The organism is Mucilaginibacter sp. RCC_168 (genome assembly GCF_041355315.1).
Classification (GTDB): Bacteria; Bacteroidota; Bacteroidia; order Sphingobacteriales; family Sphingobacteriaceae; genus Mucilaginibacter.
This window is the reverse complement of sequence record NZ_JBFUPN010000009.1, coordinates 1-19,581: the sequence shown is the minus strand read 5'-3', so window position 1 is coordinate 19,581 and position 19,581 is coordinate 1. Positions and strand designations below refer to the sequence as shown.

General features: G+C 40.8%; 24 protein-coding genes. 12 read left to right on the top strand and 12 right to left on the bottom strand.

Translation table 11 applies throughout. The features are described 5' to 3' along the window. Positions 1-5: 5 nt before the first annotated feature. Positions 6-452 (top strand): DinB family protein, encoded by a 447-nt coding sequence (locus tag AB6735_RS09840; RefSeq protein ID WP_370995755.1) that lies wholly within the window; start codon positions 6-8, stop codon positions 450-452. Further along, a complete protein-coding gene (locus tag AB6735_RS09835; RefSeq protein WP_370995754.1) occupies positions 452-826 on the top strand; it encodes a DUF2809 domain-containing protein in 375 nt (124 codons plus the stop codon). Before AB6735_RS09840 ends, AB6735_RS09835 begins: the two co-directional genes overlap by 1 nt. A 7-nt stretch (positions 827-833) precedes the next feature. Here AB6735_RS09835 and AB6735_RS09830 read toward each other — a convergent pair whose 3' ends face one another. From AB6735_RS09830 to rsfS, 10 genes are all read right to left on the bottom strand, one after another. Continuing rightward, positions 834-1,292, bottom strand: a complete 459-nt coding sequence (locus AB6735_RS09830) for a hypothetical protein (protein WP_370995753.1) — start codon at positions 1,290-1,292, stop codon at positions 834-836. Positions 1,293-1,334: 42 nt separating this feature from the next. Then, a complete protein-coding gene (locus AB6735_RS09825) occupies positions 1,335-2,405 on the bottom strand; it encodes a PA0069 family radical SAM protein (RefSeq protein ID WP_370995752.1) in 1,071 nt (356 codons plus the stop codon). Between the two features lie 29 nt (positions 2,406-2,434). After that, a complete protein-coding gene (locus tag AB6735_RS09820; protein WP_370995751.1) occupies positions 2,435-3,079 on the bottom strand; it encodes a response regulator in 645 nt (214 codons plus the stop codon). After that, a complete protein-coding gene (locus tag AB6735_RS09815; RefSeq protein WP_370995750.1) occupies positions 3,045-3,875 on the bottom strand; it encodes a sensor histidine kinase in 831 nt (276 codons plus the stop codon). The genes AB6735_RS09820 and AB6735_RS09815 overlap by 35 nt, the downstream gene beginning before the upstream one ends. A 46-nt stretch (positions 3,876-3,921) precedes the next feature. Then, entirely contained in the window at positions 3,922-4,587 is a 666-nt protein-coding gene (locus tag AB6735_RS09810; RefSeq protein WP_370995749.1) for a hypothetical protein, read from the bottom strand. Between the two features lie 95 nt (positions 4,588-4,682). After that, positions 4,683-5,045 carry a hypothetical protein gene (locus AB6735_RS09805; RefSeq protein ID WP_370995748.1) on the bottom strand — a complete coding sequence of 121 codons (363 nt, stop codon included), beginning with the start codon at positions 5,043-5,045 and terminating at the stop codon, positions 4,683-4,685. Between the two features lie 323 nt (positions 5,046-5,368). After that, on the bottom strand, positions 5,369-6,028 hold the full coding sequence (locus AB6735_RS09800) for a hypothetical protein (RefSeq protein WP_370995747.1): 660 nt from the start codon (positions 6,026-6,028) through the stop codon (positions 5,369-5,371). 183 nt (positions 6,029-6,211) lie between these two features. Then, the gene (locus tag AB6735_RS09795) at positions 6,212-6,862 is read right to left on the bottom strand and encodes a lactate utilization protein C (RefSeq protein ID WP_370995746.1); all 651 of its coding nucleotides are present in this window, start codon (positions 6,860-6,862) and stop codon (positions 6,212-6,214) included. Positions 6,863-6,917: 55 nt separating this feature from the next. Next, the gene (gene ftsH / locus AB6735_RS09790; protein WP_370995745.1) at positions 6,918-9,020 is read right to left on the bottom strand and encodes an ATP-dependent zinc metalloprotease FtsH; all 2,103 of its coding nucleotides are present in this window, start codon (positions 9,018-9,020) and stop codon (positions 6,918-6,920) included. Positions 9,021-9,113: 93 nt separating this feature from the next. Beyond that, positions 9,114-9,488 carry a ribosome silencing factor gene (rsfS, locus tag AB6735_RS09785; RefSeq protein WP_172334137.1) on the bottom strand — a complete coding sequence of 125 codons (375 nt, stop codon included), beginning with the start codon at positions 9,486-9,488 and terminating at the stop codon, positions 9,114-9,116. Between the two features lie 47 nt (positions 9,489-9,535). Here rsfS and AB6735_RS09780 point away from each other — a divergent pair, with 47 nt between their 5' ends. From AB6735_RS09780 to pfkA, 4 genes are all read left to right on the top strand, one after another. Continuing rightward, on the top strand, positions 9,536-10,306 hold the full coding sequence (locus tag AB6735_RS09780; RefSeq protein WP_370995744.1) for a biotin--[acetyl-CoA-carboxylase] ligase: 771 nt from the start codon (positions 9,536-9,538) through the stop codon (positions 10,304-10,306). Between the two features lie 4 nt (positions 10,307-10,310). Next, the gene (locus AB6735_RS09775; RefSeq protein ID WP_370995743.1) at positions 10,311-10,763 is read left to right on the top strand and encodes a protein-disulfide reductase DsbD domain-containing protein; all 453 of its coding nucleotides are present in this window, start codon (positions 10,311-10,313) and stop codon (positions 10,761-10,763) included. A gap of 21 nt (positions 10,764-10,784) precedes the next feature. Next, positions 10,785-12,536, top strand: a complete 1,752-nt coding sequence (locus AB6735_RS09770) for a protein-disulfide reductase DsbD family protein (RefSeq protein WP_370995742.1) — start codon at positions 10,785-10,787, stop codon at positions 12,534-12,536. Positions 12,537-12,684: 148 nt separating this feature from the next. After that, a complete protein-coding gene (pfkA, locus tag AB6735_RS09765; RefSeq protein WP_370995741.1) occupies positions 12,685-13,662 on the top strand; it encodes a 6-phosphofructokinase in 978 nt (325 codons plus the stop codon). Between the two features lie 16 nt (positions 13,663-13,678). Here pfkA and AB6735_RS09760 read toward each other — a convergent pair whose 3' ends face one another. Both AB6735_RS09760 and AB6735_RS09755 read right to left on the bottom strand, forming a co-directional pair. After that, on the bottom strand, positions 13,679-15,403 hold the full coding sequence (locus AB6735_RS09760; RefSeq protein WP_370995740.1) for a PAS domain S-box protein: 1,725 nt from the start codon (positions 15,401-15,403) through the stop codon (positions 13,679-13,681). A gap of 66 nt (positions 15,404-15,469) precedes the next feature. Continuing rightward, positions 15,470-16,012: a 5'(3')-deoxyribonucleotidase gene (locus AB6735_RS09755; RefSeq protein WP_370995739.1), complete on the bottom strand. Its 543-nt coding sequence runs from the start codon at positions 16,010-16,012 to the stop codon at positions 15,470-15,472. A gap of 155 nt (positions 16,013-16,167) precedes the next feature. On the opposite strand from AB6735_RS09755, the gene AB6735_RS09750 reads away from it, so the two are divergent. The 6 genes from AB6735_RS09750 (at position 16,168) to trmD (ending at position 19,419) form a co-directional block, all read left to right on the top strand. Next, entirely contained in the window at positions 16,168-16,707 is a 540-nt protein-coding gene (locus tag AB6735_RS09750) for a 30S ribosomal protein S16 (protein WP_370995738.1), read from the top strand. A 102-nt stretch (positions 16,708-16,809) separates the two neighbouring features. Then, positions 16,810-17,337 carry a ribosome maturation factor RimM gene (gene rimM / locus AB6735_RS09745; RefSeq protein WP_370995737.1) on the top strand — a complete coding sequence of 176 codons (528 nt, stop codon included), beginning with the start codon at positions 16,810-16,812 and terminating at the stop codon, positions 17,335-17,337. 228 nt (positions 17,338-17,565) lie between these two features. Then, positions 17,566-18,009 carry a hypothetical protein gene (locus AB6735_RS09740; protein ID WP_370995736.1) on the top strand — a complete coding sequence of 148 codons (444 nt, stop codon included), beginning with the start codon at positions 17,566-17,568 and terminating at the stop codon, positions 18,007-18,009. Beyond that, on the top strand, positions 18,006-18,206 hold the full coding sequence (locus tag AB6735_RS09735; RefSeq protein WP_370995735.1) for a helix-turn-helix transcriptional regulator: 201 nt from the start codon (positions 18,006-18,008) through the stop codon (positions 18,204-18,206). The genes AB6735_RS09740 and AB6735_RS09735 overlap by 4 nt, the downstream gene beginning before the upstream one ends. 13 nt (positions 18,207-18,219) lie before the next feature. Then, a complete protein-coding gene (locus AB6735_RS09730) occupies positions 18,220-18,609 on the top strand; it encodes a VOC family protein (RefSeq protein ID WP_370995734.1) in 390 nt (129 codons plus the stop codon). Between the two features lie 135 nt (positions 18,610-18,744). After that, on the top strand, positions 18,745-19,419 hold the full coding sequence (gene trmD / locus AB6735_RS09725) for a tRNA (guanosine(37)-N1)-methyltransferase TrmD (RefSeq protein WP_370995733.1): 675 nt from the start codon (positions 18,745-18,747) through the stop codon (positions 19,417-19,419). Positions 19,420-19,581 lie beyond the last annotated feature (162 nt).

The following is a 19,581-nucleotide window of genomic DNA, read 5'->3' as shown; positions in this document are numbered from 1 at the left end:
TTACCATGTTAATACCTATATTAAAAAAGCTGTTGCTGCGCGATCTCGAAAAACTTAAAGCCGAGTTGGAATTATACCGGCACGAGCCCAGCATTTGGCTTATTGATAAGCAGATCACGAACACGGCTGGTAATCTTTGCCTGCACCTGATAGGTAACCTGAACACCTATATCGGCGCGGAGCTGGGTAAAACGGGTTATATCCGAAACAGACCATTGGAATTTTCATCTGGCACTATTCCGAGGACCGAACTAATAAAGCGGATAGATGATGCCGCTCAAACGATAACCGCAACATTCGATCAGCTTACAGAGGAACAAATGGCCGATGAATATCCGCAGCAAGTAATGGATGGCAAAGTAAGCACAGGGTATTTTTTAACACACCTGGCATCCCATTTAGCTTATCACCTGGGGCAGGTTAATTATCATCGAAGGTTACTCGATAACTAATGAGCAGGTCAAGGCTCTTATATGCCTGTCTCATAATTGCCACTGTCGTCATTGGCCTGTTATCCAGGCATTTTGCTTTTATACCCTTGTTTATAGGTGATATTCTTTGGGCTTTGATGATTTACTTCATCATGCAGTTTCTTTTTGTAAATAAGTCGGTTAAATTTATTGTTATCGTTAGCCTGTTGTTTTGTTATGCCATTGAGTTCAGCCAGTTGTATAAAGCGCCGTGGATAAATGAATTAAGACACACGCTGTTTGGTCGTCTGGTTTTAGGCGAGGGATTTTTATGGAGCGATCTGCTATGTTATACTGTTGGTGTGGCTTTAGGTATATTGACTGCGGGCTATGTGAATAAAGACAAGAATGATTAATAGTCCATTAATGAGTTTTTTGTAATTGTGTGTGTTCTATTATAAAGATTTTTTTTTGAGTCTGATTAAACATTACCAGGGTCTGTCCATTTGTTTTTGTTATAGTTTTTCCGACAACCACATCGCCATCATTTAAAACTTTATCATCATTCGTATTAACATCTTTGGCTTCTTTTTGAAAGAGAGCATCGTTCGGCATGTTTACAAAACCATGTGCGCAGTTCAGAAAATACTTGTCAACGGTTTGATCGTTAGCAGAAGAATAACTTAATACAAACAATTTTTTGTCACTCATATCAGCCTCGGTATGTTCTTGTATATGTACCCCATTAAGCGAAATGGTTAGTCCGGGGCAATAAATGTGGAGTTTTTGTTTGGCCTCATCAAACAAATGACAAGAGCTTAATGCGCAAGGCAGCATTAATAGAAAGATAAATTTAAAAAAAGTCGTTCTGCGTAAGGTCATGGATTATTTGATTCTGTTTAGCTAAGCTAATAAAATGTCAAGTCAAAACATGCTGGTCTGTTTCCCTTTTTTCGGTACGAATAAAGTATAATCATATTCGGGCATCTCACGGCCCGCCATAAAGCGATTGCAGGCCATCCGGAACATCTGGTGGATTGATTGTGCTATTTTGCCTTCGCCGCTCATACGGCGGCCGAAATCGCTGTCATTTAGCTTGCCGTCGTGGCAGGATTTTATCATGTTTAGCACCTTTTCGGCACGGTCCGGAAAGGCTTTGTATATCCAGTCGCTAAATATCTCGGCAATGCTGCCATTGAGACGTACTATAGTAAAGCCGGCGGCTAATGCTCCCCTGTCGGCAGCGGCCTTAATAATGTTGGGGACCTCATTACTGTTGAGGCCCGGTATAATAGGAGCAGCCATCACTCGTACAGGAATGCCCTTTTCTGACAGTTTTTGCACCACGGCCAGCCTGCCGGTAGCGGTTACAGTGCGGGGTTCCAGTTTTTGACGCAGCTGTTCGTTCAAAGAGGTAATAGAAACATTTACATGCACCAGGTTCATGGCAGCCAGCTCGGTGAGGATGTCCATATCTCGCAGGATAACGTTGTTTTTGGTGATGATGCTTACTGGGTTTTTATATTTTAAAAAGACTTCGAGCAGATGCCGGGTGATCTTGAGCCTCCGTTCAACCGGTTGATAACAATCGGTGTTGCCCGATAACATGATGCATACCGGCTGGTAATTTTTTTTATTAAAATATTGCTCTAAAAGCTCCGGAGCATTGGGTTTGATGATGATCTTACGCTCAAAATCAAGCCCGGCGCTAAAACCATAGTACTCATGACTGTTACGCGCATAGCAATAAATGCAGCCATGCTCACAACCCTGATAGGGGTTTATGGAGTACATGTGGCTCAAATCGGGGCTGTTTGATTCGCTTACTATCTTTTTAGGTGTTTCCTCAAAAAGCTGAGTGGCGATATTTTCCAGCAAAGGCTCATCAATCCCTTCTATATGTTCGGCAACATACTTATTCTTTAAAAATTTGTTGTGTGTGTTTAACTGCGCACCCCGGCCTTTAAAAAAGCCGGTATTCTCATCCTGTTCCATTTAACAAATTTGCTAATATTTTTAGCAAATTACAAATCAATCAGTTTGTTTTTTATGCTGTATAATACCAGGCCTACGCGGCTTTTGATGCCCAGCTTTTCAAAAAGCTGGTCGCGGTAACTGTCAACAGTGCGTACGCTGATGCACATGGTATCGGCAATTTCCTTGTAGGTAAGTTCAGTTCCGGTTAAACGTAAAAACTCAATTTCGCGCGGGTTGAGCTTTACAACTGCAGTTTTATCGTTATTGAAGTTGTTTAATAGGTGCTTGGTGACAAAATCCGGGTAGTAAAGATCTCCTTCGGTTACTTTAAGCAGGGCAGCTTCAAATTCATGCGGTTCGGCATCTTTAAGGAGGTAGCCTTTTACACCCATTTTAACCATGGTAAGTACTTTTTCGGCATCCTCAAACATGGACAGGATAATGGTACGGATGGAGGGGTGGAACTTTTTAAGCCATTGCGCGGTCGAAATACCATCCATCACAGGCATATTGATGTCCAGGATAACAATATCAGGAACCAGCCCGGAAGTTATTTTATCAACCAGTTCCTTGCCATGCGCGGCTTCAAACAGCACGTTATAGCGGTTAAAACTCTCCACCATTGAAGCAATGCCGCTCCTGAAAAGGCGATGATCATCAACCAGGGCTATTTGAATAGGTTCCGTTAGCATAAGTTTCTTGTACGAGGGGATTGAGTGAAAGGTTAATGCGGCAACCATTGCCTGGCGAACTGTTTATAATTGCTTCGGCTCCGATTAACGCCGCTCTGTTCACAATGTTACGCAAGCCCGAGCCCCCCTTATCTTTAAGTAATTCAGGTTCAAAACCAATCCCATCATCTTCGATGGTTAAATTAAACATTTGCGCTTTATAATACAAACTCATTTTAAAGTTATCAGCCTGCGCATACTTTAGGACATTATTTAAAGCTTCCTGAAATATCCGGAACAATACCAGCTCCCGCTGTTCGCCAAGACCATACGGATCGCCTTCAATCAATAATGAAAGGTTAAGAATGCCGCTCCTGTTAACGCGCTCAGCCTCTATTTCCAGTGTTTTTACCAGCCCCATCACACTGATGTGTTCAAAACTTAGGCTCTTGGACAAGTTACGAAGATCACTGATAGATTGGGCAATGAGCTCGCGATTGTCATTTATTCTCGTCTTTTCATTTTCGCCCAGGTTTCTGCCCAATACCCCCAGGTTAAGTTTAACAAATGACAACACCTGGGTAATATTATCATGCAGCTCACGGCTAATGTGGTTAAGCGTTTCTTCCTGGATCTCCATCCTGGTTTTAAGCAGTTCCTGTTGAAAAGATGATTTCAGTTGCTCCTTTTCCAGTACATTTTTATTTTGCTTTTTTTGATAGACTAATAAAAAGCTAACAATAAAAACGCCCAATAGCATGACTATGGCAGTGCCTGCAATTATCAATAAAATAATTTCTTCATCTTTAAATAGCATATCTTAACGGGCTGGCCATACTAATGATTGTTATAGATTAAAAATGTTACAATGTTTTTATAACATTAATTGAACTTGCTTTTTTATATTGATATATAAATGCAACAGATAGTAGCGAATATAAAATAAGACAAGCAATATTCGGTATTACCTGGGCCAATAAGAAAAATTGATAATTTTGTTTGTAAGCCATATAGCTGTAGGCAACATGGTAAAATATAAACGCGAGTGCATAAAATAAGATCCCCGCGGTAGCCCAAAATGGCGGATAGCGTATAATATCCAGGTTTTCGTCAACATTGTCCATCAAATTAAAATAATAAAGACACACCAATACAGTAAGCACGCTGTATTGAATCACCATGGCAATGGTGTTCAGCATGAAAAACCCCTGGATAAAGATCATATCAATGAAAGAAAAGAGAACTATTATAAAAAGTACGATACGGACATTTTTTCTGTATTGTTTTCTTTTATCGAGAGCGCTTATAAAGCGGGTGTAAATAATTATTTCGATAATTGATTCCAGGTTGCTGCACCAGGCATTAGTATGGTGCCATAGCGTCCAATATTTAAGGTTGGCAAACTCATAAATTACAATGAACGCCAAAAATGGAAGAAAAACCTTAAAATTGCGATCAAGCTTTTTGTAGGTATATAAACAAACAAAAAAGGCAAAAAGCTCGAAATAAAAATAAATAGAATCAAGCATAAGATCATATTAAGGCAAATGCTAAATTAAATACTTTAATTTAAAGCAGTTGCCCTTTGATGGATATTGCCTTACCAGAATGTTTAAAAGGTTAATTAGGGGCATGTGGGTGGACATACTCGACCTTGGTTAAAAGGGCCCATAGGGTCTTCAGTGCCCAATGGCCCGATGCCATCTTCCAGTGCATCGGTATGTTCAGTTTCATTTTCACTGGTCCCGATCAATATTGCTGTAGTTTGATTGGGGTAATGGTCATTCTTATGATCATAAGCGGCAAAATGAATTCTTACCCCCGTGGCATGTTCGGGTAGGTTGTTGATAAAGGATTTCAATTTGTCAAGCGATATCCAGACAGACTGCGTATCATTGATGTTGTGCTCTTTGTCAATCAGCTTTTTTCGAGTGGCAGCGTAGTGGTCTACCATTTTTTGGGCGATAGATAAATCGATAGGTTCCATTATTTTTAGTTTTTATTTAATTAAGCTGTCGATTCCAGGATAAAATACAGCCAATGTTGACAGGGGTAGATATATCAGCAAGAAATTACCAGCTTATGTTGGTTGGTGAAAAAACGTAAGTAAGATCAGTGCAAAACCTGTAAATAATACAAGTTACTCAAAAATAGGTTTTTTTTAGAAACTATCCTTATCAGGAGTCAAAAATCAAATTGAGTTTAAACGGCAATCATTTTTGAAACGGATCAGCTTAGTTAGACTTAGGAACTCTTTATTAAAACTACAAGTTGACAGGAAATAAATTAATTGCAGGTCAATACAAATTGCTATTGGATCTCAGAATCAGTTTGGGTTCTTGCAAAGCATATAAAAGCAATGCTCAGGAATGTATATATGTACAGGCAACTAATTTCACAAACTAAATGGGCTATCATAAAAAACTGGTGATTGTTTTTAGCCAATAGGTTATCAAAGGACGCATAATAAAAATAACTGGTCAATGAGTACAAGAGCAATCCCGTCGCGACCAAAAATGGAGGAAAGATAAGCAAATGGGGATACTCGTCGGCATGACTAATTACGTTATATAAATAAATAAATGACATGGTGGCCAATATGATGTTTTGTGCGATAATAGCTGTGGTACCTAAAGTCCAGAAGCTATGTATAAAAAAAATGTCAATAAGTGTTATGGCTATACCAATAACAACAGCCATGTATACTCTCATTTTGTATTGTTTTCCTTTATCCAAAGAGGCTATAAATTGTCCATACACCACCAGTTCGATAATGCCTTCCAAATTATTGCACCAGCCATTTGAATGATGCAATAAAAGAAACTTCTGAAAGAACATGTTGGTAAACTCATAAATAACAACAAATACGAGAAAGGGGAGAAATATTTTAAAGTTGCTATCCAGTTTTTTATAGGCATGCACACAGGTTATAAGTGCAAATAACTCAAAAACGAAAGATAAATAAAACATGAATATTATGAATGATAGTAAAGATAAATGTTATGGTTGATATTATTATTTTAAAACAAAATTAGTGGGTGAAAAGTGAGGCTGTGCATCGCATCACCCAAGCAAAACTGCATTTACAATAAACAGTTGTTTCCGTAAGCAATATTTATAATCGCCAATAATATCTTAGGTATAAATATTATATTAAGATGGGTTGCCGTCGTCCAGTAAAAAAACAAAAAGTTCTTTGGGGCCATGGGCGCCCAGCACCAGGGTTTTTTCGATATCGGCGGTGCGGCTTGGCCCGGTAACGTTACTGATCATGGAGGGTAGCTGGCTGTCATATTTCTTTTTGATGAGCTTAAAGCCATCTTTAAGATCGAGCACCATTTGGGATGTATAGGCCAGCACAATATGCACAGGTGGGTATATGCTCAGGCGCCTGCCTGACATGTTACCGTTTGACAGGAGTATGCTACCATTACGGGCTATCAGGGCTTCGCAAAAGGTAAAACCCACATCTGCCTGTTCAAAATCTTTGTCGGTTTCGTAAAAAGGGTATTCAAAACGGGTGAGAATTTCCTGCAACCTGGGTTCCCAGCAGTATATTTTACGCCAGTTGCGCTCTTCGGCCAGGGTAAGCAGGCTTTCAATAAATTGCACTTCATCCTCACAAAAAACAAACTGTCCGTTAACTGCGGTGAATTGTTCGGCAAACATTACCTCCGGGATCTCTTCGCCAGATGCATAAAGTGGCAGGTCTTCCAGTTGAGGATAGGGGTTATCCCTTTTCTCGAGGAGAGCCTTGCGGATCTTCTTAAGCAGCTTTTCTTTTGATGTGGTAATATCCCTCATGGTAAAAACAGCAAAGCCATCAGCTGGGCTGATGGCTTTATATTAATGATGTATATTAAAGTTTCGGATCTTCGCTGTCAATTCTCGAAAGCTCCGGGTTGGTTAAGCTATCCGGAATAGCATTGTTATCAACATCGGGGTTTAAAGCAGCCTCTCCGTTCACAAATTTATCATAGGTGGTACGTTCATCAAATGGCCGTTTACCCAATATCTCTTCCAGATCTGATTGGAACAGTACTTCCTTCTCTAATAGTTTCTGAGCTATTTTTTCAAGCCCGTCGCGTTTTTCGTTCAATAATACTTTGGTTTTCTGATAAACATCATCAACCAGTTTACGCACTTCGTTATCGATCATTTCGGCAGTGGTATCAGAGTAAGGTTTATTAAACTGATATTCACCTTGTGGATCATAGAAAGAAACGTTACCTACACTGCCATTCATACCATAAATTTTGGTCATGGCGTAAGCCAGTTTGGTGATGCGTTCCAGATCGCTCAGGGCGCCGGTTGAGATTCTGCCAAAAACGATGTCCTCGGCAACACGACCACCCATCGAAACACTCATTTCATCAAGCAATTGTTCGGTGGTATACAAAAACTGCTCTTTTGGCAGATATTGAGCATAACCCAGAGCTGCCACACCGCGCGGAACGATAGATACTTTAACCAAAGGATCGGCATGTTCCAGGAACCAGCCAGCAATGGCGTGACCAGCTTCGTGGTATGCAACAATGCGTTTTTCTTCGGGAGATATGATCTTGTTTTTCTTTTCCAGACCACCAATAACACGGTCGATAGCATCCTGGAAATCGGTCATATCAACCGACTCTTTATTTTTACGGGCGGCAATCAAAGCCGCTTCGTTACAAACGTTAGCAATTTCTGCACCTGCAAACCCTGGAGTTTGGGCAGATAGTTTTTTTGCGTCAACACCATCTGACAGTTTGATCGGTTTCAGGTGAACTTTAAAGATCTGCTCACGACCGATCAAGTCTGGTTTATCAATAGATACCTGTCTGTCAAACCGACCAGGACGTAACAAGGCTGAATCCAGCACATCCGGGCGGTTGGTTGCAGCAAGGATAATAATACCTGAATCGGTACCAAAGCCATCCATCTCCACCAATAATTGGTTCAGGGTGTTTTCGCGCTCATCATTACCGCCAACAATATTGTTTTTACCACGGGCTCGGCCAATAGCGTCAATCTCGTCAATAAATATAATACATGGTGCCTTGTCTTTTGCCTGGCGGAATAAATCACGTACACGTGACGCGCCCACACCCACAAACATCTCCACAAAGTCAGATCCTGAAAGCGAGAAGAAAGGCACTTGCGCTTCGCCAGCTACGGCTTTGGCCAATAAGGTTTTACCGGTACCAGGTGAACCTACCAAAAGGGCTCCTTTAGGTATTTTACCACCCAGATTAGTGTATTTTTTAGGGTTTTTAAGGAAATCTACAATCTCCATCACCTCTTGTTTAGCTTCTTCCAAACCGGCAACATCATTAAAGGTTACCGATACCTGGGCCTCTTTATCAAAAAGAGTTGCTTTTGATTTGCCGATATTAAATATCTGGCCACCGGGACCGCCACCTGAGCCACCTGACATGCGGCGCATGATAAATATCCACACACCAGCAAACAGGATAACCATGATAACGCCCTGTACCAACCAGTTTGATAAGAAGCTTTCGTGCCCTTGTTCGTACTGAATGGTTATTTTTTGATCCTCCGGCATATCTTTCTGAGCATTAGCAACAGATTGCTTCAGGCTTTCGTAGGATGCATCGGTAAAAGTGTATTGAGGACCGTTATTCGTGGTATTAAACAAACGCTGGTCCTTGCCGGCTTTGGCATATTGTGGTTTGCTTAAGCTTTCTTTTTTAATGTAAACCTCAGCTGTCACGAGGTCGCCGCTTTTATAGGCTATCAGTTTTTCAACGTCATTTTGTTTAAGCATTCCTTCAACATCCTTGAAGGTAGTTTGCGTGCCAGAACCGCCGCTTAAAAGGGTAGGTACCAGTAAAAATGCCAAAATAACAATGCCATAAAGCCACATGATGTTAAATTTGGGCGGTTTAGGCGGTGTTTTTTTATTAAGTATTTTCCTGATAGGTTTCGGACTTTCTGATTTATTATCTTTAATATCTTTCATTTCTTTGTTACGAGCTCAAACTTACAATCTATAATTTAAAATTTACAAAGGTTTAGTACATGACTCAAACCGGAGGGTAATTGTGACGGAAGTTTAAGCACTTTTGTAATATTTAATCTCGGCATCACCCCACAGATCTTCTACGCCGTAAAACTCGCGTTTGTCGGTTCTGAAAACATGAACCACAACGTCCACATAATCAAGCAGTATCCACTCTGCATATTCAAGTCCCTCCTTACGCCAGGGTTCCTGTTGCGTAGCTTTAAAAATTTCTTCTTCAATACTATTGGCAATAGCTTTTACCTGTGTTGATGAATCGGCATGGCAGATCACAAAATAATCCGATACCGAGCCCAATATATTCCGGAGGTCTAACCTTATAATATCATTCCCCTTTTTTTCCTGTATGCCATGTATGGCCAGCTCAGAAATATAGGCCGATTGATTTAACACTTTGTTTTTTACCATCAAAAAGAATTAGTTTTGAACGTTCTTGGGTTAAAAATTATTATACTTTGCAAAATAACATATTTTCGGGATTATTTGTTGGTCAAAATTTAGTAACAATTCAACAAGTTGACTCAACCAACACATTCCTTAAAAATTTACTGTCAAATTCCAAGCCATTGCCCGAAGGTACGGTCATTATGGCAGAAAGCCAATACGCAGGCAGGGGGCAACAACAAAATAAATGGCATAGTGAGCCTGGAAAAAACCTTACTTTCAGTATTTTACTGACACCGGTGTTCTTACCCGTCAGTGATCAGTTTGATCTGAACCGGGTAGTAAGCCTGGGGGTTTATGACGCTTTGTATCCTTATCTGGGCGATAAGGTTAAAATAAAATGGCCCAATGATATTTATTATAACGACCGAAAATTGGGTGGGATATTGATAGAAACGCATGTACAAGGCACCCACATCAAGGATGCCATTATTGGTATCGGGCTTAACATTAACCAGGAGAATTTTGAGTCAGGGGCAGGCAACGCTATATCCCTCAAACAAATCTTACACAGGGATTATGATTTAAAAACAATATTGTCAGAAATTTGCAGTCATATTGAAGCATATTACCTTAATTTAAGAGCGGGTAAATTTTTGTTTGTAAGGAATACTTATTTATCCCGACTATATTGGTTAAACGAAGTAAAACCTTTCAGGTCAAATGACCAGGTTTTTGAAGGCGTTATAAAAAACGTAAAAGAAAATGGAATGCTGGTTGTTGAAAATAATAACGGGCAACAAGAGTTTAGTTTAAAACAAATTGAATTTTTAAATAAATAATTAAATGAAGAAAGTACTGTTGGTAATTGTTGCATTAGTGATGTGCGCAGGGGCTTATGCCCAGATCGAAACGCCGGTAAGATGGTCATACGCGGCAAAAAAGTTGAATGATAAAGAAGCAATTGTATTTTTAAAAGCTACTATTCAACCCAGCTGGCATATTTACTCGCTTAATGTTAAGGATGGCGGGCCAATAAAAACTTCGTTTGAATTTACACCTTCAAAGCTATATGCGCCGGTTGGAAAGCCCTCAGAACCGACCCCCGTAACCAAATATGAGAAAGCTTTTAGTATGAACGTAAGCTACTTTGAAAAAGAAGTAGTTTTTCAACAAAAAATAAGTCTTAAATCAGCTTCTGCCGCCAGTGTTACCGGAAAGCTTACTTACATGACCTGTAATGACAAAAAATGTCTTCCACCAGAAGATGTTGATTTCACTATTCCTTTAGGCAAGTAATTTACCTTAAGGAAGATAAAAATGAAACTATTAACTAAGCGTGTTTATATACACACGGCGCTGGCCGTATTGATGGTGCTGATTGTTTTTTGCTCAATTGGTGCGTCACCTGCGTTGGCTTTACAAAAAAGTAAAGCGGATACAGTATCAACGGCAGGAGTACAGTTTACCGATATCCCAACTGCTGCTGATAGCATAGCGATCAGGAAAAAGGCAGCTGATTCTGTAGCGAAAGCCCAGGCAGCGGCAAAGCAAAAGACTCAACAAAAAGCCCCGTCAACCGAAAAGCCAAAAACACTTTGGCAGATATTCATATTTGGGCTGTTAGGTGGATTTACCGCGGTGATATTGCCTTGTATATACCCATTGCTGCCACTAACGGTAAGCTTTTTTACCAAAAAGAGCGGCAGCCGTAAAAAGGCGATAGGGCAGTCAATTATTTATGGGGTTTCCATCATTATTATCTATGTGACCCTGGGTTTGTTGATCTCCATTATTTTTGGTTCCGATGCCCTAAATCAATTGGCTACAAACGGCATATTCAATATATTCTTCTTTTTACTGCTCATTGTATTTGGTATATCGTTCCTGGGCGCGTTTGAGATCACGTTGCCGAGTTCATTAGCTAATAAGCTGGATGAAAATGCAGATAAAGGAGGCCTTGCGGGTATATTCTTTATGGCATCAACACTTGTAGTAGTGTCGTTTTCATGCACAGGGCCAATTATTGGTACCCTGTTGGTTGATGCTGCTTCAAAAGGCGACCGTCTGGGCCCTGCTGTAGGCATGTTTGGTTTTGCGCTTGCATTAGCCCTGCCGTTTACCATATTCGCGTTATTCCCTTCGGCATTAAAAAGCCTTCCAAAATCTGGTGGCTGGTTAAACAGTGTGAAAGTTGTTTTGGGCTTCCTGGAACTGGCTTTTGCCCTTAAGTTTTTATCAAATGTCGACCTGGCTTACCATTGGAACTGGTTCGACAGGGAAATATTTTTATCACTATGGATAGCTATAGGTTTGTTGATGGGGCTTTACCTTATTGGCAAGATCAAGTTTTCGCATGACAGCGATGTGTCTTATCTTTCTATTCCCAGAACTTTTTTAGCCATAGTTGTATTTGCCTTTGTAATTTATATGATACCCGGTTTATGGGGAGCTCCTTTAAAATCCATCAGCGCTTTTCTGCCTCCTGAGGCAACACAGGATTTTAACTTATCAAGCATACCAGGTGGAACAGCCGCTCCTTCATCAGCGCCTGCCGCAGTTGTACCTGCGAGTATCGGCGAAAGAAAATATGCCAGCAACTATACCCGCATAAAAACCCGTGGGCTCGATTCTTGGTATGATTATGACCAGGCTTTACAGGTTTCAAAGGCCACACATAAACCCATTTTGATCGATTTTACTGGCTTTAACTGTGTAAATTGCCGCAAAATGGAAGCGAATGTTTGGTCGGATCCGGAAGTGTTTAGAAGACTTAGAGATAACTTTGTGTTGCTGCAACTGGTTGTTGACGATAAAGCAAGTTTAGATCCGAAAGAGCAGTTTGTATCAACCTATAGCGGTAAAAAAATAACTACCCTGGGAGGTAAGTGGAGTGATCTGGAGGCCAGTCGTTTTAACTCCAATTCACAGCCTTTATATGTGATGCTTGACAGTGATGGCAATGTATTAAAAGACGCAAGAGGCTCCGAAATACCTACCTCTCCGGCGGATTATGATATTGCCAGTTATCTCAAATTTTTGGATAGCGGTATCGCCGCTTTCAAAAAGTAGATTCGGCGTTAAAAAAATAAAATGTAAATTCGCGGCAAGTTTTAAAGCTTCGCCGCGTTTTTATTTAAGGGCCGCTTTAAAATCACTTAAATTTAAATTATTCAATTTTTTAAAGGTAGGGCCCCTAATGCCCATATCAGGATAAAAAATGACGCAGATTAAAAATATCGGACTTTTTACTTCGGGTGGCGATGCGCCGGGAATGAACGCTGCTATCAGGGCGGTTGTACGTACGGCTATATACTATGATATTGCAGTTACCGGTATACGCCGTGGCTATGACGGCATGACCAAAGGCGATTTTATACCGATGAACCGTAAATCGGTTTCAAATATTATACAACGCGGTGGCACTATTTTAAAAACTGCCCGCTGCGATAACTTCAGAACTGCCGAAGGGCGCAAGCAAGCATACGATCAATTACAGAAACATAATGTTGACGCCCTGGTAGCCATTGGCGGTGATGGTACTTTTACCGGAGCGAAGGTATTTGGCAGCGAATATGACATACCGGTAATTGGCTTACCCGGCACTATTGATAACGATTTAATGGGTACCGATTTTACCATAGGTTATGATACAGCTATCAATACGGTTGTTGAAGCTGTGGATAAGATCAGGGATACAGCCGAATCACATGACCGGTTGTTTATTGTTGAGGTAATGGGCCGCGACTCGGGTCTGATCGCCTTGCGTACAGGTATTGCTGCCGGTGCCGAGGCTATATTGATACCCGAAAGTAAAGGTGGTATGGAGGGATTATTTAACCGGCTTGAACATGGCCGTAAAGACAAAACCTCCAGAATTGTCATTGTAGCCGAGGGCGAGGAAGCTGGCGGTGCTTTTGAAGTTGGACGGTTAGTTCAGGAAAAATTCCCGCATTATGATACCCGTATTTCGATATTAGGGCACATACAACGTGGCGGAGCGCCAAGCTGTATGGATAGGGTATTGGCCAGCCGTGTGGGCGCTGCCGCTGTTGAGGCTTTAAGAGATGGCCACCGGAATGAAATGATAGGTATTATCCATAACGAAATAGCTTACACGCCGTTTGAACATGCCATTAAGCATCACATCGAAATTAATCCAAACCTGTTAAAACTGGTTGAAATATTGTCGATGTAAGCTTTAACCTTCGTGGTTATTTTCCTGTGAAAGTGTGATCAACAATCAGACGTATCACATCGTCAATTTCGGTACTTACAATTTGCAGGTAATCAATAATTTGTTTGTTTTCGGGATTGTTAGGATTCTCCCGGTCCATAATATTAATTAATCCCAGCATACTGGCAACGGGCCTTCTCAGCTCATGCGAACTAAGGGAGGCAATATTGCGCATCCGCTTGTTTTGACTAAGCAGTTCTTGCTCGGTTTTAAGTCTTGCCGTAATATTATGTGCAAAACACCCAACACCTTTAATCTCGCCGTTGGAGGCATAGATGGGATTAAAATTCACCTCATAAAAAGCTGGGTTTTTTGCTTTTTCATCAACACTTTCCACTACAATAGTATAATTCTCACCTTTTAACGCCCGCTCATAATAACTTGCCCATTCGTCAATTATTTCCTGGGTGTAACCCATTTTTGCATAGGAAAACTCGCCTTTTTCTGGTGCAATGCCGGTCATGGCTTTTATTTGTGCTATGTAGGCATTGTTCATATAAACATAACGGCTATCCCTATCCACCGACCATATTTTATCATTGGTGTTATTGATGAGCGCCTCCAGGTTGTTTTTTGTCCATAAGGCCTCCTCCTGTGCACGCATCTCGTAGGTGACGTTTTTGGCAAATACGGTGATACCTTCGGCTGAGGGGTAAACTGCCGTGCGGAACCATTTGTTCAGCGAGGCTAAAAACACCATGAACTTTACACTTTCCTGTTTATCGCGCGCATCGTGATACGCTGTTTCGAAGGGACTGCCTATAAGTTGTGGGAAAACGTCCCAGATCACATTACCCAGCAGCTCAGCGCGGGGCTTGCCCCATATTTTTTCAAATGCCGCATTTACCCGTACAAATTTCCATTCGTTATCAATAATAAAGAAGGAGTCGGTTATGCTTTCAATAAAAGTATCGAGTTTTTGTGCGGTATCCTTTATCTCGGCTTCAATTTTAATTTTTTCTGTTACATCGTGACCGATGCCCTGTATTTCGCAAACTTCGCCACTTAGGTTTACAATTGATATCAGTTCCCATTCGATATCATGCAGGGTACCATGTACATCGGGTTTTTTATGGAGTAGTGAAACAACTTTGCCGGGATTGTTCAAGCATTCAATAAAAGCATTTTCGCAAAGGTAGGCCTCTTGGGGTATGGTGCTTATAGAAAAGTGTTTGCCTAAAAGGTCCCTGGCTTTATAGCCAAAGGTTTTCAAATATTGGCGGTTAATAAAGGTATAGTTTCCGCTGATATCTATCCGTATCAAAAAGCTGGTTTGCGAATCAATAAGCGAATTTAAAAATTGATGGCTAAGCCCCGCATCGGTTGGCGGAGCTGTAATGCAACTGCTTTTAACCGGTGTTTCCCTAATATTACTTAATAATATTTTATGCCCGGTGGCCTCATCAATAACGATACTCTTTTTATCGGTAATGTTTTTTGTGATTTGCTGAGGCGTGGTTATGTGGTAGTTTAATTCAATGCTGCTGTTTTCGGCAAGATTGTTAATAAGGGATCTTATGCAGGCAAAACTCTCTTTGTCGATCAGTTTATCCCAAAGGTCGTTGTCCTGATGCAGCTCCCGGGCGGTTATGCCCAAAATAGTATCAATACCCTGACCGATGAACAGGTACTTTTGCTCATGAATATCATAAGCAAGCACACAATCGATTGAATCAATAGTGATGGCGGTATGGCTTAACATACTTTAAATTAATGATAGGGGGGCTACCATTTAAATATAGGATATTTATTTCAAAGTCTGTTCATCTTATTCATGTAATAATTTAGTTGCCACTTCATTCCAGCTGTTAACCCGTTCAAAATCGTTGATTAAAAGGTTGTGGGGCGAGGTAAATAACAGCTTGCGTCCTTTAAAAGTTACAAAGTTTTTAATCCGGTCGTCAATCATGATATCAACATCGAGGATCTTGTGGCCGCAGAAAATAATATTGGTCCAGGAAATAAAGGGAAAGTGCTCGTTAAGCCACTCCAGCTTATCTTCAAGTGAATATTTAAATTCCATAGCAGCCGACGCGATGTACACGTCGTACTTTTCGTGCAATGCCTTTACCACTTCCTGGCAACCGGGCATTACCGGCAGATCACGAAAGAAACCTTTTTCATTGATATACTGCCGCAGGCTTTCGCTCAGATGAGGAGGCAGTATTTCTCTGAATTCCTTACCATGCATATCGCCCAGCGATATCTTAGTTTGATGACGTTCATCATACAGGGTGATAAATTTGGCAATGGTATCGGCCATTACCTCATCCATATCAATAGCTATGCGTAATTTTCTGTTTAAGCTCATGGCCCTGAAATTGCGATTTTTTTCAATTACCCCATAGTAGCTTTAGGTTAAATAAATAATTAATTACAAGGGTTTTAATTTATTACAAATAATTTATACCTTTGCATCCCCGCAGAAAGTACTCCGGGGACATGTTGAATACATAAAAAGAAAAAATGGCAACTAAGATCAGACTGCAAAGACACGGTAAAAAAGGCAAACCTTTTTACTACATCGTAGTAGCAGATGCCCGCGCTCCACGCGACGGTCGTTTTATTGAGCGTTTAGGTTCATACAACCCAAACACCAATCCTGCAACTATCGACATTAACTTCGACAAAACTTTAGAATGGGTTAACACAGGTGCCCAACCTACTGATACTTGTCGCGCTATCCTTTCATACAAAGGTGTGCTTTACAAAAAACACTTAGAAGGTGGTGTTAAAAAAGGTGCTTTAACCGAAGAACAAGCTGCAGCTAAATTTGCAGAATGGACTGAGCAAAAAGACGGTAAGATCACTGGTAAAAAAACCAGCTTACTATCGGCAAAAGACGAAGCGCGTAAAGCTGCTTTGGCCGCTGAAGCTAAAAAGAAAGAAGATAAAGCTGCTGCTATTGCTGCTAAAAACGCTCCTGTTGCTGAAGAAGTTGCAGAAGAGGAAGCTCCGGCCGAAGAAGCTGCTGCTGAAACAGACGCTGCTGAAAGCGCAGAATAAATTTTTTAAACAGATTTTAAGAGTCAAGAATCAAGAGCCAAGACAAGAAATTCATTGCAGTTTCTTGCTTCCTGACTCTTAATTCTTGACTCTCTTTTTTTTATGAAAACCGAAGATTGTTTCCGGGTAGGTAGTATATTAAAAACCAAGGGCCTTAAGGGCGAGATGCAGATATATGTTGATTTTGATAGCCTGGATGCCATTAAGTTTGACGCCTTATTTGTGGATATTGCAGGCAAGCTCATTCCATATTTTGTTACATCTATCAAATACCTGCAAAAAAACAACGCCTATTTATACCTGGAGGATGTGGATGCCATTGAAAAAGCAGCCCTGCTGGTAAAAAAAGACATCTATCTGCCCAACAAGCTAAAGCCGAAAAAGAAAAAGGCCGAATTTACGCTGAACGATGTAAAAGGCTTTATTGCCGTTGATGAAACCCACGGCGAGCTGGGCGAGATACTGGAAGTGCAGGAATACCCGCAGCAACTGATCGCTATAGTTCAATATAAAAACAAAGAAGTAATGTTCCCACTTAATATTGATATTATAAAAGGTATCGATGTAGAAGGCGGCGAAATTTATGTGGATCTACCCGTAGGTTTGCTGGATGTTTATTTGTCTGAATAATTCTTTTGTCATCCTTGAGCGTAGTGAAGGATCTCCTTCAAGCGCAAAGCTGATGATATGTAGGTGCAGAAGATTCTTCACTACGTTCAGAATGATAATCTTGTTTTTTTAACCAATGCCTGTGTCCTCACAGGCATTTTGCGTTTACGGAAATTCAAAAATAAAATGTCAAATATATTTGACATTTGTAAAGTTTATTTTACATTTGGTAAATTAAACTTTACAATTATGAAATCACGATTCTTATTCCCGTCTTATTTTCGAGTAATTGGATACCTATGTTTTGTGGCCGATATAATAAAGGCTATGCTTTTAAAAGTATTCTTCGTTGGAGGTTTTACTCAGGAACCAGGGGCTCAGCTAAATATTGGTATGATAGTTACTAACGATATTAACATATTGATCGTTGTTATTGGTCTTTTGTTTATTGCTTTTTCGAAAGAGAAAACGGAAGATGAGCATTTTGCACAGCTGAGGTTAGATTCGTTGCAATGGGCTATCTATATAAATTATCTCATTTTTATCCTCTGCGTTATTTTTATAAATGGTTTTAAGTTTATTGAAATAGTTGCTTATAACGTTATAACTCCCTTGATTTTTTTTATAATTCGTTTTCGATGGGTTATTTTCCGGCTTAATCAATCCCTAAAAGCGGAAAAAGCAAGATCATGAAAAACAATATACGCGTAGAGCGTGCCATCAAAAATATAACCCAGGCCGATCTGGCCGACCAAGTAGGGGTGTCGCGCCAAACCATCAATACTATCGAGAGTAATAAATACGTACCCTCAACCGTGCTGGCCTTAAAAATTGCCCGCATATTTGGAAAACCGGTGGAAGAAGTGTTTATATTAGAGGAAGAAGATTAAAAATCAGTCCATTATGCAAAGCAAGCCAACCTTCGCTCCGCAATTGGTTATTCCTAATGGCGTAACCGATATCAGTTTTTATATCAAAGCTTTTGGCGCTGTTGAGCTGCGGCGTTTTAGCAATGATGACGGCACTATCCATGTATCGGAACTAAGTATAGCCGGAACATTGTTTCATCTGCATGAGCAAACACTGCACTCATCGGCTGTTAGTCCGGATAAATATCATGCTACCACGGTAACTATCGGTCTTTTTGTGGATGATGTGCATGCAGTGATGGCGCAGGCCGAAGCAGCAGGAGCCATTATAAGGTCGCCCGTGCAGGATTATGATTATGGCTACCGTCAGGGCGAAGTGATTGATCCATTCGGACACCACTGGTTGATTGAAAAAGCTATTTGATTTTGATAAGGAATGGAATGATTAAGGAGAAAGATCAAAAGGAACGCTACTTCCCGGTTCTTGATTCTTTTTTCTTGTTTTCTATCCACTCATCTGCACATCTGAAATCCGCACATTGATTTACTATCTTTGCACATGCGTTTTGATATCATATCTGTTTTGCCCGATCTGCTGGTAAGTCCGTTTGCACATTCTATTTTACAGCGTGCCCAAAAAAAAGGTATTGCCGAAATCCATGTACATAACCTGCGCGACTATGCCACCAATAAGCAAAAAAGTGTAGATGATTACCCTTACGGTGGTGGCAGTGGCATGGTGATGACGATACCGCCTTTTGCAGCCTGCATCGAAAAGCTGAAAGCTGAGCGGGAATATGATGAGATCATCTTCATGTCGCCGGATGGGGAGCGCCTGAACCAGGCCATCGCCAACCAGCTTTCTATAAAAGGTAACATCATTATTTTATGCGGGCATTATAAAGGCATCGACCAACGCATCCGTGATATTTACGTTACCCGCGAAATTTCCATTGGCGATTATGTATTATCAGGCGGCGAACTGCCGGCTGCTGTATTAGTAGATGCTGTAGTACGCTTAATACCTGGTGTGCTGAGTGACGAAACATCAGCCCTGAGCGACTCCTTCCAGGACGATATGCTTGATGCGCCGGTTTACACCCGCCCCGCCGACTGGAACGGCCACAAGGTACCCGACATCCTGTTGAGTGGCAACACTCCCGAAATTGAGAAATGGCGTTTTGAACAAGCTCTCGAACGCACCAAAACCCGCCGGCCAGATCTGTTGGAGTAGAAGAATCATATAAATAACGTCATTGCGAGGTACGAAGCAATCTCTATGCTATACAGAGCCGATAGCTAAGTGATGAACTTGTATTATTGACCTGCTTATGTAGAGATTGCTTCGTACCTCGATTTCTATGATCTAAGCAACTAATTTGAGATAATTTTTTTC

Coding starts and splice junctions, on each gene's coding strand:
- AB6735_RS09840 (WP_370995755.1), top strand. CDS start 6: ATGTTAATACCTATATTAAAAAAGCTGTTGCTGCGCGATCTCGAAAAA.
- AB6735_RS09835 (WP_370995754.1), top strand. CDS start 452: ATGAGCAGGTCAAGGCTCTTATATGCCTGTCTCATAATTGCCACTGTC.
- AB6735_RS09830 (WP_370995753.1), bottom strand. CDS start 1,292: ATGACCTTACGCAGAACGACTTTTTTTAAATTTATCTTTCTATTAATG.
- AB6735_RS09825 (WP_370995752.1), bottom strand. CDS start 2,405: ATGGAACAGGATGAGAATACCGGCTTTTTTAAAGGCCGGGGTGCGCAG.
- AB6735_RS09820 (WP_370995751.1), bottom strand. CDS start 3,079: ATGCTAACGGAACCTATTCAAATAGCCCTGGTTGATGATCATCGCCTT.
- AB6735_RS09815 (WP_370995750.1), bottom strand. CDS start 3,875: ATGCTATTTAAAGATGAAGAAATTATTTTATTGATAATTGCAGGCACT.
- AB6735_RS09810 (WP_370995749.1), bottom strand. CDS start 4,587: ATGCTTGATTCTATTTATTTTTATTTCGAGCTTTTTGCCTTTTTTGTT.
- AB6735_RS09805 (WP_370995748.1), bottom strand. CDS start 5,045: ATGGAACCTATCGATTTATCTATCGCCCAAAAAATGGTAGACCACTAC.
- AB6735_RS09800 (WP_370995747.1), bottom strand. CDS start 6,028: ATGTTTTATTTATCTTTCGTTTTTGAGTTATTTGCACTTATAACCTGT.
- AB6735_RS09795 (WP_370995746.1), bottom strand. CDS start 6,862: ATGAGGGATATTACCACATCAAAAGAAAAGCTGCTTAAGAAGATCCGC.
- ftsH (WP_370995745.1), bottom strand. CDS start 9,020: ATGAAAGATATTAAAGATAATAAATCAGAAAGTCCGAAACCTATCAGG.
- rsfS (WP_172334137.1), bottom strand. CDS start 9,488: ATGGTAAAAAACAAAGTGTTAAATCAATCGGCCTATATTTCTGAGCTG.
- AB6735_RS09775 (WP_370995743.1), top strand. CDS start 10,311: ATGAAGAAAGTACTGTTGGTAATTGTTGCATTAGTGATGTGCGCAGGG.
- AB6735_RS09770 (WP_370995742.1), top strand. CDS start 10,785: ATGAAACTATTAACTAAGCGTGTTTATATACACACGGCGCTGGCCGTA.
- pfkA (WP_370995741.1), top strand. CDS start 12,685: ATGACGCAGATTAAAAATATCGGACTTTTTACTTCGGGTGGCGATGCG.
- AB6735_RS09760 (WP_370995740.1), bottom strand. CDS start 15,403: ATGTTAAGCCATACCGCCATCACTATTGATTCAATCGATTGTGTGCTT.
- AB6735_RS09755 (WP_370995739.1), bottom strand. CDS start 16,012: ATGAGCTTAAACAGAAAATTACGCATAGCTATTGATATGGATGAGGTA.
- AB6735_RS09750 (WP_370995738.1), top strand. CDS start 16,168: ATGGCAACTAAGATCAGACTGCAAAGACACGGTAAAAAAGGCAAACCT.
- rimM (WP_370995737.1), top strand. CDS start 16,810: ATGAAAACCGAAGATTGTTTCCGGGTAGGTAGTATATTAAAAACCAAG.
- AB6735_RS09740 (WP_370995736.1), top strand. CDS start 17,566: ATGAAATCACGATTCTTATTCCCGTCTTATTTTCGAGTAATTGGATAC.
- AB6735_RS09735 (WP_370995735.1), top strand. CDS start 18,006: ATGAAAAACAATATACGCGTAGAGCGTGCCATCAAAAATATAACCCAG.
- AB6735_RS09730 (WP_370995734.1), top strand. CDS start 18,220: ATGCAAAGCAAGCCAACCTTCGCTCCGCAATTGGTTATTCCTAATGGC.
- trmD (WP_370995733.1), top strand. CDS start 18,745: ATGCGTTTTGATATCATATCTGTTTTGCCCGATCTGCTGGTAAGTCCG.